A 14,098-nucleotide genomic window follows, 5' to 3' on the forward strand; every position below is an offset into this window, starting at 1 on the left:
GGCGAATCTCCTCCCCGTGAACGGAATCGACGGAGTGCGGTGTCAGGTAGCTGTTCCGGTGTCGGGGATGAAGCGTTCGACCGCGCCGGAGGCTTCGGCGTGGACCGGGAGGTGCAGGCCCGGGACGACTGGTGTGGCATCCCCGCGGATGCGCACGGTCGCGGTGGTCGCGGTGCGGGCCACCCACAGGTGGGGATGCCGCAGCGGTCCGCGCGCGAGGTCGTCGAGCAGCCGCCGGCCAGCGGCACGTCCAATGTTGGTGGTGCCGTCTTGGGTGCGAGTGGCCGCGAGGGCTTGGGAGGCGGCCGCTTGGGCGACATGGGTGGCGTGGGACCACAGGGCGAACTGGATGATCAGCAGCAGTCCCAGCAACACCAGCGGGGTCGCGATGACCAGTTCGACGGTGACCGCGCCCCGATCCCCGGACACCATGCGCCGCGCACGCGGCCACCACGAGTGCGGCACCAGGGCTGGTCGAGTGTGGCTGGCCATGTCAGCCACCGGCGCCGAGGTCGATCGAGTTCGCTTTGGCGGTCAGTTTCGCCACGATGATGGCGATGATCGCGATCGCGGCGATGGCCATCAGCGCGGTGACGATCACGGTGGTGGTGATTTCCCCGCGTTCCGGTTTCTGGCGCAGGGCCAGAATCCGGGTCGCGGTCACCACCGCGAGGGTGTGCAGAGCGTGCCACATGGTGTGTCTCCCTTGGGGTTGCTGGTTTCTCCTTGCATGCCTGTGGTTGATCTGGCGGGTTTCCTAGAGGCCGGTGAGGACTTGGGTGATGGCCGGGTAGGCGATGAACCCGAGAAATCCCAGAAACAGCAGGGTTACTGGCAGTGCCATGCGTTCGGTGGCCGCTTGGGCCTGGGCTTCGGCGTCGGTGACCTGGTGGGTGCGCAGCGCCCCGGCTTTGGCCGCCAGGGAGGTGCGGACTGCAGCGCCCTCGGATCCCGCCAGCGAGACCGTCGCGGCCAGTTCGGACAGTTCGGCGATGTCGAGCTCGTCGCCGAGCTGCTCCAGGCTGGTCCAGACGGTGGTGCGGGTCAGGCGGGCGGCGTCGATGGCGCGGCGCAGGTGCGCGAACGCGGGCCCGTACCCGACGGTGACCGCGTCGAGCAGGGCGACCTCGACTCCCGCGCCTCCGGCGAGGGTGATCCACACCAGGTCCAGGAACGCCGAGAGCGCGGTGCGGAATTCGGCGCGTGCCCGTGCCGCGCGGGTACGGACTTCGAGGTCGGGGACCAGGAACCCGAGTGCGGCGAGAACGAGTCCGGCGACCAACGGGATCGTAATGCTCAGCGAGAGGCCGCCGAGGATCAGCAGCGCCTGCAGCAGCAAGGGTACTAGCAGGCCCGCGATGGCGAGGATCGCTTTCGCGGCGAGATGGGAGTCCCGGTGGCGCTCGAGCACGCGTAGGTCGTTGCCGATCCTGGTTCCGGGCAGTTTCAGCGCGCGCAGACTCGGTACGAACCATCGCCCGCAGGTGGTGACCCAACCGGTAGCGGCGGTTGTCGTGATCGGGTCAGCCGGGGCTGGTGCGTGGGCCGGTGTCAGGCGAGCGCCGAGCGCGGGGCGGGCGGGCCAGGCCCCGATGAGCAGCAGCCACAAGCCCACACCGGTGCCGGTGCCGAAACAGATCGTGGGAATCACCGGAACTCACCTGCCTGGTCGTGTTGTGGGGTTCGGGTGGTCAGGGACAGCACGCGGGGTGTGCCGGTGCTGGTGGCGATGCGCGCGAGCCAGGCGAAACCGGCCGCGAACAGGGCACCGAGGACCAGCAGCACCATCTGGCCGGCCGTATGGTCGTAGACGGCGAGGTAGGCGCGGTTGAACACGACGACCCCGGCGGCGAATGCGAGCGTGGTGGCGACGATGACCCGCACCGACGTGCGCGTGCGCGCCCGGCCGGTTTCCACGCGCATTCGCATCGCGGCCTGCTCGCGCGCGGCGGTGGCCAGCGACCCGAGCAGCTCACCGAGCTCGCGGGCCTGATGCTCGGCGGCCAGCACCAGGGAGGCCAGCACGAGGTCCGCGGTCGGGTCCGCCAGCTCCTCCGAGAGCTGTCGCAGCGCCGGTGCCAGGCGTTGCCCGTTTTCCAGACGCGTGGCGACGGTGGTGATCTCACGACGGATCGCCACGGGGGCCAGGGGGGCGGTGGCGAGGATGGTTTGTTCCAGCCCGGCCGCAGCAGCCAGGACATCGCGCAGCATCTCGGTCCAGGACGCGATCGCTTCGATACGCGCGACCCGGCGGGCGTGGGCACGGTCGGGCCCGACCAGACGCGGAAGGAACCACACCCCGGCCGCGGTCAGAATCGCGCCGACCACCCACCCGGTGCCCGCCCCGACCACCAGGCCCGCCCCGGCGGCGATCACGACACGCGCGAGCCAGCGCCGGTCCCGGGCACGCTCCCCCAAGGTCGGCCGCCAGCGCCACGTGCCGCTTCCGGTGTCGCCGATGCCGGGGCGTCGGCGCAGACCCGAGAGGATCAGCAGTGCGCCGGTCGCGGTCCCAAGTCCCAACAGCGCCGCTACAGCCGTGGTGATCATGATGCCCACCCGCCGTGGGCGCAGGCGAGGAGGTCGGGATCGAACCCGACCTCGATCAGGTCGTCGAGGGTGTCGGCGCGCAGCGCTCCGGGGACGGGGACCGCGCGCCGATCGGGTCCTGGCCGGTAGACCTCGTTGGACACCACCGTGCCCGCGTCGGCGCCGACGACCTCGCGGATCGAGGAGATCACCCGGCTCGCACGATCGCCCGCGCGGTCGAGATGCACGACGAAATGCACCGCCGAGGCGACCAGCAGCGCGGTCGACTCCAGTGGGAGGCGTTCCGGGCCTTGGGCGGCGTAGGAGGCCAGGCGGGTGAACGCGATCTTCGACGACGAGGCGTGCAGGGTGGCCATGGAGCCGTCGTTTCCTTGGGACATCGCGTTGCACACCACGACCACCTCGGGCCCGCGGATCTCCCCGACGATCACGCGATCCGGGCTCATGCGCAGTCCCCACCGGACCAGCTCGGCCTGGGAAACCGCGCCCTCGCCTTCCACGTTCGGCTCGCGGGCCTGCAGCGCGGTCACATCCGCATGCAACGTGGGGTCGCGGTCCAGGCCGAGTTCGAACGCGTCTTCCACGGTCACCACGCGCTCGCCCGGATCCATCTCCGCGGCCAGCGCGCGCAGCAGGGTGGTTTTGCCGTAGTCCGCACCCCCGGTGATGAGGATGTTCTTGCGGGCTTTCACCACCGCACGCAGAAACCGTTCCAGCCCGGCATCCAAGGTCGCGCGCTCGCGTAGTTGCGCCAGGGTGGCGGTGAGATAGCCGTGGCGGCGCACCGACAACGCGGTCACCCCACCGGCGGTCAATCCCATCACGGCGAACAGGCGCTCCCCGCCGGGCAGCTGCAGATTCAGGGCCGGGGAGCCGCGATCGAAACGGCGTTCCTCCGACGATGCGCGCGCGGCCAGATCGCGTACCAGATCGGTGAGCTCCGTGTTCGAGGCCGCGATCGGTGCCACCTGAGCACGGGTGCCGTCGGTGTACTGCACGAACACCCGATCCCACCGGTTGACGTTGATCGTTTCCACCGCCGGGTTGTCCAGCAGCGGCTGTAGACCACCAAGGCCGAACACCTCGTCGAGCACCGATTCCTGGACCAGGGCCTCGGTCTCCGAATCCAGCAGGCGCCGACCGGCGAGCAGTTCGGCTTCGGTGTGGGCGGCGATCGCGGCATCGGTGATTTCGCGGCCGATCGCGCGGCGCCGCTCGCGCGACACCGGCCCGGACTCGGTACCGCCGGCCTGTTCGACCCGCGCGGGCAGCTGTGTGGTCAGCGCGTGACGCAACCGCTCACGCAAGCCAGCGTGAGGATCCGATTCGCCGTCGTGATCGGCACCCCGACGAGGGCTAGTCTGATAGGGATTGTCGCGTGTCATCGTTGCTGCCTTCTTTCCGCGAGGTTCGTGTTTTCCGGGCCGGGCGCCGCGATGGCAGATGGGGTGGCGGGGTGGTTTCCGCCCGGCGGCGGATTCTTGGGGCCAGGTCGTGCCGGTGATGCGGGCTGCGATGGTGCCGGGTGTGGTGGGCCGGGCAGGAGCGTGCCGGGATACCGAAGGTGCTGGGGCGGGACACCCGGGATCGCCCCGATCGGCAACGGCGGACTCGTGTGTTGACCGGAAGTGGTGGTGGCGAGGGCGCGGGCGATCGCCGCGGCGACGCGTGTGAGCCCTCCGGCGCGCCGCCGTCGGATGGGTGTCCGGCCTGCCAGGGTCGCCGCCGTGGCCGGATCCCGGGGTACGCGGGCCAGCACGGGTACGCCGAGCTCTCGTTCGACCTCCCCGGTGGCATAGCCCTGCCCGGACAGCACCAGAGCCGGCCGCGGGGTCCAGGCCGCCAGCTCGGGTAACCGAGCGGCCAGCGCCGCGAGCTCGTCATCTTCGGTGCCAGCAACCAGAACCAGCGCGTCCGCGCGACGCGCGATCGCTTCCGCCGCGGAACCGGTGTCCATGCGCCCGCAGTCGACGAACAACACCGCTCTGCCCGCACGCGCGGCCCGCTCGAGGACCGGCCCGCCCGATGCGGCGACCAGGGCACGCAGCGCGGCCTGGGCATGCCGACCATTCGACGGGGCGGTCAGCATCCGCAACCCCCCAGAAACCGTCTGGGTGTGGTTCCACAGCAGCGCCGGATCCGGGTTTCGCCGCGCGGCCGCGGCGAAACTGACCAACCCCGGTGTGACCGACAGGCCGAACCGCAGAGCCAGTGCCCCGCCCGCGGGGTCGGCGTCGAGCACCAACCGTTCCGCGTCCCGGGGCCACTCGGCGGCGACCGCGACCGTGATTGTGGTGACCCCGGGCGAACCCTTGAGCGAGCACAAGGCGATGAGCATTAGCGGCCCCCGGGTTGCAGCACCAACGCCACCTGCCCCGTGGGAACTTGGGCCAGCTCGGTGGCCGTGGCGCTCGCCAGTTGCAGTGAGATCACCGTCGTCTGGTCATCCCCGGCCGCGGCACGCCCCACCACCGTCGCGGGCCACATCGACCCGACCGAGGCTTGTTGGTCACTGTCGCCGGTACTCGTGGAACCGGTGGCGGGGTTGGTGACGACCACCGAAACGGGGGCGCCCGCGGCCAGTTCCGGGGGATACGCGCCCGGTTTCAATCCCACCGCGACCACCGACTGGCCCGCACCGGGTATCGCCGCGGCACCGACACTGTCCGGGGTGATCAACGCACCGGGTCCCAGGCTCGTGGCCATCGGTCGACCGAGCACCTCACCAGCGTGTGCCGCGGGAACCGTGGCGACCCCGGCCGCAGCGGAGATCTCGGTGCTGCGCAGATCAGCGCGTTCGAGGACGTGTCCGACCGTGACCGGGCGAGCGATCGCCAAGACCGGCACCCGGTCCTGGGTGCTGGTCGACCACCACACCGCGCCGCCCACACACACCACGACCAACAACAGCCCGAGCACCAGATGCGGCACCCGCCGCCGCGCCACCCGGGTACGCACCGGCCCTCCCGGGTTTCCCTTCTGCCCCATCCACGACACCGCCCCCGATGCCTCGTGACCACCCTCTCGGGCGGGAGAGGTGTGAGTGCTGGTCATGACCGCCTCCAGACATAGCTCGCCCGCGCCATCCATTCGCCGCGCACCTCACGCGCCGAACGAATCGCCGAATTTCGGAAAACAATTCAAATGTCAGAAAAGAAAAGAAAGCCGTGCTAACGCCGGCGCGTGCCCAGCGCTTGTGCTTGCGCGACCCGGAAACTCGCCGCAGCTTGTGTGGTCAAGTCCCCGAACATGCCGCCGCTCCCGGCACCGGACCAGGTCACCGTCCAGTGCACCGTTGCCGTGACCGGAAACCGGGTATCTGGTTCGCCCGCGGAGGATCGCTGGTAGGTGTGCCCACAGTCCGGAGACGACCCGCGAGGATCCCCACCCGCAGGAAACGGTGTTCCCCGTCCCGCACAGGTGACCGTGCTGCCATCACCCATCGACCACGACACCGAGCGCGGGGTGGCGACCGCGGTCACCGACACCCCGGGCACCGACGCGGTCGCGGACTGCCGCGCCCACCCGTGACGGTCCAGCCACAACCAGGTCGGCAGCCGCACCAGCTGCGTGCCCGCCGGGTTCGCCGCGATTGACGGGCGGGGCAACCGCAACTGCGACCGGGCCTGCGCCGCCAACTCCTGCGGCGAAGGCACCGCAACCGGTTGCGCGGCCGGGCCATCGGGAATCCACACGGGCGCCCGATACAACGCATCCCGGACCCCCGAGTTCGAACAGCGGTAGGTATACCAAGCGCCTCCCGCACCAACCGGTGATTGGGCCGCGAGCAGCGAACCGTGTCCGGCAGCCCGCGAAACCAGTTGCACACCAGCAGAAACCTCGGCATGGGGAAAGTGGAACACGATCGCTTGTACCTGTTGGCTGGGTGGCTGGTAATCGCTGCGCGTGTAGGAGCAATTCGCCGAATTCGGTCTCCCACCCAGGATCGAATCACCCGAATCCGACTTCGGCGACACGCGCCCGCCAGTATGCTCGTTCCCACCCGGATGGCGCGGTCGTGCCGGCTGCGCTAGGTATGGACGTGGATTGCGTGGTGCTTGTCCGCCTCGCCCGGCTCCGAGCTCACACCCGGGGTTGGGCTGCTGTCCGCACTCAACCCCGCCGAACCAGCCACCCGCAACCGCCGGAGAAACTGATACCAGGACCAGTGAGGCCATGCCGGCCGCGAGGACCGAAATACGGGTCAACCGGTGCATGCTCCCACCCCCTCGACCGCGAACCGCGTCACCCGCCACGAACCATCCGAGACGAGCTTGACCTCGGCGGTGATCGACCGTTTCCCACCCGGTTGGTCATCGACCGGCTGCCCGTTGTCAGCGCGGTATTTGAGCCAACCGCTGTCATCACCACAGTCGTGGACCATCACCGTCTTCGGCGCACCGACCGGGGTCACCGACTCGACAACGGGCTTGTTCACCGGATCCCCCTTCGACACCAAGTGGTTGTAACGATCGGCGTACATCTGCCGCGACAGCACAGACAGCGCATCCCCGGTCGCATGCGCACCCAGACGAGCCGAGCGCCAATCCGATGTCGCCGAGACCACTGCCACGTCCCGCCACATCGCCACATACGCGGCCATCGCCTGGCGTTTCGCGGTATCGGACGGAGAAACTTGCATTGTGCCCGATGTCGGTGTCCTCGCCGCGCTCGACGAACCCGCGGTAGCGTGACCACCGGAGCCGCAGGCAACCAAGCCCAGTGTTCCAGCGATCGCGCCGAGAGCCAGGAGTCGGTGGGTGAAACGGAACCGGCACATGGGATTCCCCCGAGCTGTCGGTGTCCGGACGTGGCGGTTCTCAAGCCGTGGGACTGTCATACACCGAACTACGGTGACTGTTTCAAGACCGGTCCCGTGCCCGATGCCAGAGGATGGGGGAGGCCGGTCCACGAGTTCACCCTTTGGCATGAACCCGGGTGCGCCGACCGGCGAGCATGTCCAGCATGAACCTATGGGAAGCCCATTGACCGCAGACCCGAGGCCGCCGTGGTGAACGGGTGGTGGATCCTCGGATTCACCGCCGCCGCAGCAGTGCTCGGTGCTCTTGCGAGTTTCGCGACACGCAGCATGCTCTCGTATCCCCGAGCTGTGTTGGCTTCCTGGTGGCTCGGGGCGCTGGCAACGGGTGTGCTCACCGCGGTGTTGAGTTGGCGAGTCGGGATGCGCGGCGAACTCGCCGTCTACACGGTATTCGCTATCCTCGCGGTACCGCTCGCGGTGATCGACTGGACCGAGCACCGACTGCCCCGAATCCTGATGTGGCCACAACTCGCCTTCTCCGCTATCGGGTTCATCATCCTGTGCATAACCCGGGACAATCCCTCCCCTGGGATCCGCGCCCTGTGCGCCCTGCTGGCCGCAGCGGGATTCTTCCTGCTGCTGGCCATCCTGACCTCCGGTGGAATCGGTGCTGGCGACGTCAGCCTCGCCGCCGTCGTGGGGCTGGTCACCGGGTGGGACAGCTGGGCCACAACAGCCGTTGCGCTCATCCTGGCCTCGCTGCTCGCCCTCGCTCTGACCTCGGTCCCGCAGGTGCGCAGCCGCGACGAAAAAGGACGAGCGGCCATCCCGTTCGGACCGTGCATGCTGCTCGGGACACTCGCCGCCATAGCAGTGCTCGGAGGATAGAAGCAGAATCAGCATCATATGCTCCCCTCGGGTTCTCTCGTTCGTTGTTGTGCGGTTTGCCTTCATATGGCTGGGTATCGTCACGTCATCCAGGCGACGGCCTGTTCAACACGTGGGTTTATCGCTAGAGCCGGATTCGCCGTCGGTGTCGGCCTCGATCACGATGCTGATGCTGCGGCATCGCCCGCACCAGACCATTCCTGGCTTGGCGGCCGGGTCGGGTAGCCCGTGATCGTCGTCAGGCACGTGCACCAGTTGGTGGTGGCCGCAGTCAAGCATGCTGGAGGTCTGCATAGCGGTTCTCGATTGGTGGGTGGTTGGTCCGGGTAGCCCCCGGATGGAGTCCGGGGGCTACCCGTTCTGGGACTTTCAGTTCACCGGAAAACTCGGCCGTCTTGTGTCGAGGCCGGGTGTGTTAGGCGTGGCGTACGGACGAGGTCTTGTTGTTGCAGAAGCTGTTTTCGTTCCAAGGGCCACCCGATATACCGCTGAGATGGTTGCGGTAGTTCGGTAGGTCGTAGAGGTTCCAGAACCCTGATGTTCGCGACCACAGCGAACTGGTGCGGTTATCGAAGCCTTGAGCGGCGAGGTTCGGGCTGCCCCACTTGAAGTACGCCATGGCGCCCTGCCCTCCGAAGCCATCGAACAGGCACAGGTATCCATTGGGGCATCGGTTATAGCCACCTGCCACCCGGGTCACGCCTTGTGCCGATCTAGCGCGTTCGATCTGGTGGGCCACGGCGAGATCCTGTTTCGTCGCAGGGCTCGGAGAATCCCGTACCAGACCGTGGCTCGCAGGTGCGGTCGTTATGCTTTCTGCATTGGCGATACCGCCCAGGACGGTCCCGCCGAGAACACCGGCTGCCGCTGCTGTCAGGCACACGCGACGCAGGATAGGGTTCATGAGAATTTCCTTTCGTGATCACTGTTTACTAACAGGACGTGGTTGCGAGGGTTTAGGGCACAGAGTGTTGCTGCGCCCTGTCGGGACGACTGGATTCTGTGGTGAATGCCTGGCCGTGCAACGGCTATACGCATTTCAGCGATGACATGTTGTCCGCGAGCAGGTTTGTCGGCGGACCTGGAATCAGGTAGTTGAAACCCTGATACTTCGGTTCGGTCCAGAACTGCCAGTTTCCCGGTGCCCGTTTCCATGTGGCGTGTGTCCGGTTGTCGAAGTGCTGCGCGGCCAGGTTCGGAGAGCCCGATCGGAACCACGCCATCGCGCCTTGTCCGTTGGGTGCGCTGAACAGGCAAGTATTTCCTGCTGGGCATCGGTTCCATCCGCCTGCGGCGGTCGTGACTCCCTGAACAGAGCGGGCGAGTTCGATCTGGTGGGCCACTACGAGATCCTGCGAGGTCGCCAGGCCCGGGGAGACTGAGTTCATTTGCAGGTTCGGCGGCGAGAGCTGACTGGTTTCGGCAGCGGCGCTAGCACCGAGGACAGGGCCGCCGATCACGCTCACGCCTGCCGCCGTAAGGCACACGTGTCGCAGGAAACGGTTCATGAGAATACCCTTTCGTGAATCAATTGGAATGAAGCGGGAATGTTCATTCGGCCACGACTTTGCCCGTTCTTCTCGGGCTATCTGCGGCCGTTGTTCCCGTGATTTCGAGTCTGCACCGACTCTGATTCGGGTTCAAGAGGTTTAGGTGGGACAAAAGTGGCACAAAATCGGGACAGCTTGTACCAACTTGGTACAGTGCAGGTCAGCGCCCTACTGGCTGTGGATTCCGGTTGTTGAGCCACTGGGACACAGTGTTGATGCTGCCCGCTGCGTGAGGGGACATTTGCAGACTGTGACCATATCCGGGGAGGCTGACTGCGGTGAGCTTCCGAGAAAACGACGGCGCCAGTGCTTTCTGTAGGGCGCTGCTGCTGGAGCATGAATGCTGGAGGAGTCCGGCGCAGAAGATGTCGTCTTTGCTGCCATTCACGACCAGGGTTGGGACCTGGATTTCGTGGGTGTGGGCGGTCGAGATGCCTTCGGTGACACCTGTCAGTACCTCGGTTATCCCGACCCAGTCCTTGTGTGCCTCGTCAGCAGTTTTGGTTCGAGCGGTCTCGTCGGGGCTTCCGAATAGGCGGGCACGTGCTCCAGGTTGGGTGGTCAGTGCGCCGACGTCGAGGCCGACGATCGGGCGGAGCTGCTGATCCAGGACCGCGGGACCGAGTTTCGTCAGAAGGAGGTTGATCAGCGTGTCCGGGGAAATCATGTCGCTCCACCCGGTCAACACGAGCCGGTCCATGTCGTGCGGATACTTGGCCGCGGTGACGACACTGAGCGCGCTACCCAGGGAGTGCCCCATCAAGGTCACCTGTCGCGGCCTGTCCCCACCGTTGAAGTGGCCGTTTCGCAGCGATTGAAGGATTTGATGCAGTGCTACTGCCTGGCGATCGATCGTCAGACCAAGGGAAGACAGGTGCGTCGAGCGGCCATGGCCGGGCCGATCAATCACCAAGCTGGCTAAACCGCGGGACGCGAGTTCGCGTTGAGCGTCAGGGCTGGTCCCCAGGCCGGTGAAGTATTCCCCGGAATACGTGGCGCCGTGCACGGCCAGCACTACGCGCGATCCTCCGCCGGGTGGTGCACAATATCGACCGTAAACCTGGATGGTCTGGCCACCGTAGTCCACGGGAATCATCTGCGCTTGGCATCGCATGACTTTCTGAGCTGGTGCCGCAGTCGAGGGGGTTACGCCAGCCAGCATTACCCCCAGGAAGGTCAGGAATGTGGCGATTATCCATCGCATGCCGGGCGTTTGATGTTGCTTGCCTGTGGTTTTCATTGTTCCTCCGGTTTGATTTTCGGTGACACGTTTTGAGCCTCATCTGAGCCCTCGTTACCCCCGTGGCGGTGATGAAGCGTTGAGAATTAGCGGAAGTGGGGATCAAAATGGTTGTGACCGACACCTGTCCGGCGCCATTGTTCGCCTGTTCGCCGTGAAGATTCTGGCGTTGGTTTTTCCCCAGCGATAGCTAGCTCTGCCTCGGGCCTGCGGTGGTCGACGTGGACGGTGCGGGGCTGGGGCCGGGAGGTGCGGCAGGGATACGCGACACCTCCCGGCCAACGCGATTCGACACGCGCGATGACTTCGGTTATCGAAGTCATCGGCGTTGGGGGTATGTCGAATCGCATATTTATATTGTGGACGTATCGGGTGGCCTCAGCGATGGTTTTGCGAGGACAATTTTGTCCTCATTTTGTGCTCAACCTGTGCCTGTGTGAATTCCGCGCGTACGCGAATCGCCATTTCTGCGATGGTGTCGACGTCGAGTGATGATGGAATCAGCGTCTGCGCGCGACGGACAGCTGGTTGAGCTGGACCCATCGGCTCGCGATTCTCGTTGATACTCGGCGCTGACGCTGGTATGCGCAGCTTCTTTTGCCGCGTGCGGGGTGTTTGCCGGTGGCTAGGCTGCGCCGCGTCCGCAGTCTGGGGATCGGTGGTTGGGTCGCCCGACCCAGGAATCCAGGGTCGCGATGCGGTCTCGTGTGTCGAGGGCGCGGGGATCGTGCATTCCCATGAGAATTGTTTCGGCGTCGCGGTAGGAGACTCGCGCGCGCTGTTGGTCGCCGATCGCGGTGAACGTTTCGGCGCGGGCGATCAGTGTTTCGGCTTCGCTCCATCGTTCGTGGTTGGAGCGTCGCATGGTTAGTGCTTTGTCGAAGTGGTTGAGGGCGTTGCCGTACTGGTGTTGTGCCAGCAGTACGAGGCCGAGGCGATGGTGACCGAGGGCTATAGCGGGCCGGTTGCCGATCTTGCGTGCGCCTTCGAGGGCTTCGGTGGCGCAGGCTCGCGCGGTCTCCGGTTCTCCGATGCCTTGGTAGGTACCGGCCAGCATGGCTCGGGTCAGCGAGCGCCCCAATGCGAAATCGGCGGCGGCGAAGAGGTTTTCGGCCTGCTGGTAGAGGTCCCTCGCGGCCTGGTAGTGCTGGCGTGCCATGTGCGCTGAGGCGAGGCCGAAGCAGGTCCAGCTTCGGGAGTGATCGTCGCCGAGCTCGCATTGGAGTTGGTCGGCGTGTTCGAGGTGTTCGATGGCGGTGGTGCGGCCGAGTTCGTAGTGGATCCAGCCGAGGCTCTGTTCGCCGCGAGCGATGCCGAGCTGATTGTCCAGGGTTTTGGCGGCCGTGAGGCCATGGTGTGCGGCGGTCAGCCAGGCACTCCAGTCCTTGGCGATCCACAGGTAAGGCAGGAACAGGGTGGGCAGGATCCAGGCCAGATCGTTTTCCTGTTCAAGGGCGTATCGGGCGATCTGCAACGCGGTGTGAATGTGGCTGGCACACCAGTTCATCGCGGCGTCATACTGCCCCTCGAACGTCGCATGGTCGGCCGGTCGAGCAAGCTGCTGGACCTCGACGCTGGGCGACGTCCAGTTGGTTCCGAGCGTGGTGCTGGCTTCCCATGCGGTAGCCGCATACCAGGCCAGTAACCGATCATGGGCGTGTCGCCGCTCGACGTCAGTGAACTGGTCGGCGGCCTTGCGGCGAGCGTGGCTGCGTACGACTTCGTTCAACCGAACCTGCGGCAGCCGCGCACCAGCGACAGTCTCCACTAGATGGCGGTGCAGCAAAGAGTCCATGATCGCCGCGGCACTGTCCCGGTTGAGCCCTGTCAGGGCCGCCAGCGCATTCACATCGAAACAGTCCGCGGGGCTGTCTCCAGCCAGGGTGAACATCCGGGCCGCGTCGCCCGCCAGGACTTGCAGCGAGCGACCAAGCTGCGCGTCCAGGTCGACGTTTGGATCCGACGACGAGAACAGGTCGGTGTCGCTGGCCAGCGGATCCGCGAGCCGCGCGAGAGGCCCGGGATGGCGTTCCAGGTAATCGGCCGCTAGGTTGACTGCCATGGGCAGTCGACCGCACCGGCGCACTAGTGCCTCGGCGGCGATCAGATCGACGTCCACGCGCGCATCTCCGAGACGGTTCCGCAGGAAAGTCAGTGCTGTGTCGCGATCCAGAGCGGTCAGCTCGACTGAGAGCCCGGCGGTATGGCGTAGCAACGAGGGTTGGCGATTCCGGCTCGTTGCCACCACAGCACTTCCGGGCCCCGGCAGCAGGTAACGGATCTGCGCGTGATCGGCGACGTCATCGAGGACGATGACCGCGGGCCGGTTCGCCAGGATTGACCGGTATCGCGCGACCCGGTCGTCCAGCGAGGGCGTCCCGAGAATGTCCGTGGCGCCGAGGGCACGCAGGAACCGGTCGAGAATCGGTCCGGGGTCTGCGGGGCCCTCAGGGCTGCTTGCGGCGAAGTCCGCGTACAGGCAACCGCCTGGGAACCGGTCCTGGACCCGGGCTGCCCACCGGATCGCCAGGGCGCTCTTGCCGACCCAGAGCCCACCGGTCACCACCATCGTCGTTGCGATATCCGGCCCGTCCCGGGTAATCGCGGCTTCGTCCATACGGCGCAGATGATCCTCGCGTCCTACGAAGGTGTCCGGCCCGGCAGGTAGGAGCACCGGCCTCGCCGCGGCACCGGTCTCGGGCTGGTGGGTCTGCGCCGCGGCGATCCGGATCAACTCTCCATCAGCAGCCAGCGCGTCATCGAGCAGCTCGACGACTGCGGGTTGCAGACGCCGTCGCCCGTGCAGCATCTTCGACAAGTACGAACGGCTGTACCCGGTCCGCATGGCGAGATCCATCAAGGAAATCCCGCCGCGCCAGCGAAGGTAGTGCTTCACCGCCTCGGCAACCTCGTTAGCCACCGGTGCCTCCCCTTTTCCGGTACCAGCCAAAGCAGATCAACCACCGAGCAGGACCGTCCGGCGCGAGAGGCTCCCGGGAACGGGAACACTGCCGCCACGCACACCCCCCGGTGTCGTGATGGCCACTCCGCCGATGCGGCCGACCTCATCTACTGGCCAGCACCACGCTATTGCCACTGTTGTACCGA

The 14,098-nt window shown here is 66.5% G+C and carries 13 protein-coding genes; 1 reads left to right on the forward strand and 12 read right to left on the reverse strand.

Annotated elements, in window-relative coordinates; translation table 11 throughout:
- Positions 1-42 precede the first annotated feature (42 nt).
- The 8 genes from A37U_RS0127810 to A37U_RS0127850 all read right to left on the reverse strand — a co-directional run bounded on the left by A37U_RS0127810 (position 43) and on the right by A37U_RS0127850 (position 7,192).
- Positions 43-492, reverse strand: coding sequence for a TadE/TadG family type IV pilus assembly protein (locus A37U_RS0127810; RefSeq protein ID WP_157183061.1), 450 nt, complete (start codon positions 490-492; stop codon positions 43-45).
- Between the two features lies 1 nt (position 493).
- Complete coding sequence (locus A37U_RS45550; protein ID WP_020499955.1) at positions 494-694, reverse strand: hypothetical protein; 201 nt, start codon at positions 692-694, stop codon at positions 494-496.
- Positions 695-757: 63 nt separating this feature from the next.
- Positions 758-1,651, reverse strand: coding sequence for a hypothetical protein (locus A37U_RS0127820; RefSeq protein WP_020499956.1), 894 nt, complete (start codon positions 1,649-1,651; stop codon positions 758-760).
- Positions 1,648-2,550 (reverse strand): type II secretion system F family protein, encoded by a 903-nt coding sequence (locus tag A37U_RS0127825; RefSeq protein WP_157183062.1) that lies wholly within the window; start codon positions 2,548-2,550, stop codon positions 1,648-1,650. Before A37U_RS0127825 ends, A37U_RS0127820 begins: the two co-directional genes overlap by 4 nt.
- Positions 2,547-3,857, reverse strand: coding sequence for a TadA family conjugal transfer-associated ATPase (locus tag A37U_RS45555; RefSeq protein WP_020499958.1), 1,311 nt, complete (start codon positions 3,855-3,857; stop codon positions 2,547-2,549). Before A37U_RS45555 ends, A37U_RS0127825 begins: the two co-directional genes overlap by 4 nt.
- 74 nt (positions 3,858-3,931) lie before the next feature.
- Positions 3,932-4,888, reverse strand: a complete 957-nt coding sequence (locus tag A37U_RS45560; protein ID WP_020499959.1) for a MinD/ParA family ATP-binding protein — start codon at positions 4,886-4,888, stop codon at positions 3,932-3,934.
- Entirely contained in the window at positions 4,888-5,604 is a 717-nt protein-coding gene (locus tag A37U_RS0127840; RefSeq protein ID WP_240437690.1) for an SAF domain-containing protein, read from the reverse strand. Before A37U_RS0127840 ends, A37U_RS45560 begins: the two co-directional genes overlap by 1 nt.
- A gap of 1,150 nt (positions 5,605-6,754) precedes the next feature.
- Positions 6,755-7,192: a hypothetical protein gene (locus A37U_RS0127850; RefSeq protein WP_240437691.1), complete on the reverse strand. Its 438-nt coding sequence runs from the start codon at positions 7,190-7,192 to the stop codon at positions 6,755-6,757.
- 468 nt (positions 7,193-7,660) lie between these two features.
- On the opposite strand from A37U_RS0127850, the gene A37U_RS0127855 reads away from it, so the two are divergent.
- Positions 7,661-8,200, forward strand: a complete 540-nt coding sequence (locus A37U_RS0127855; protein ID WP_240437692.1) for a prepilin peptidase — start codon at positions 7,661-7,663, stop codon at positions 8,198-8,200.
- Positions 8,201-8,615: 415 nt separating this feature from the next.
- Here the strand turns inward: A37U_RS0127855 and A37U_RS50150 are convergent, their stop codons facing one another.
- The 4 genes from A37U_RS50150 to A37U_RS45570 form a co-directional block, all read right to left on the reverse strand.
- Positions 8,616-9,104, reverse strand: coding sequence for a peptidase inhibitor family I36 protein (locus A37U_RS50150; protein ID WP_083933894.1), 489 nt, complete (start codon positions 9,102-9,104; stop codon positions 8,616-8,618).
- A 124-nt stretch (positions 9,105-9,228) separates the two neighbouring features.
- Complete coding sequence (locus A37U_RS50155) at positions 9,229-9,666, reverse strand: peptidase inhibitor family I36 protein (protein WP_157183063.1); 438 nt, start codon at positions 9,664-9,666, stop codon at positions 9,229-9,231.
- A gap of 244 nt (positions 9,667-9,910) precedes the next feature.
- Positions 9,911-10,990 carry an alpha/beta hydrolase gene (locus tag A37U_RS0127870; RefSeq protein WP_083933897.1) on the reverse strand — a complete coding sequence of 360 codons (1,080 nt, stop codon included), beginning with the start codon at positions 10,988-10,990 and terminating at the stop codon, positions 9,911-9,913.
- 625 nt (positions 10,991-11,615) lie between these two features.
- Entirely contained in the window at positions 11,616-13,886 is a 2,271-nt protein-coding gene (locus tag A37U_RS45570) for an XRE family transcriptional regulator (protein WP_020499967.1), read from the reverse strand.
- Positions 13,887-14,098: the final 212 nt, after the last annotated feature.

Source organism: Sciscionella marina DSM 45152 (genome assembly GCF_000379465.1).
Lineage (GTDB): Bacteria > Actinomycetota > Actinomycetes > Mycobacteriales > Pseudonocardiaceae > Sciscionella > Sciscionella marina.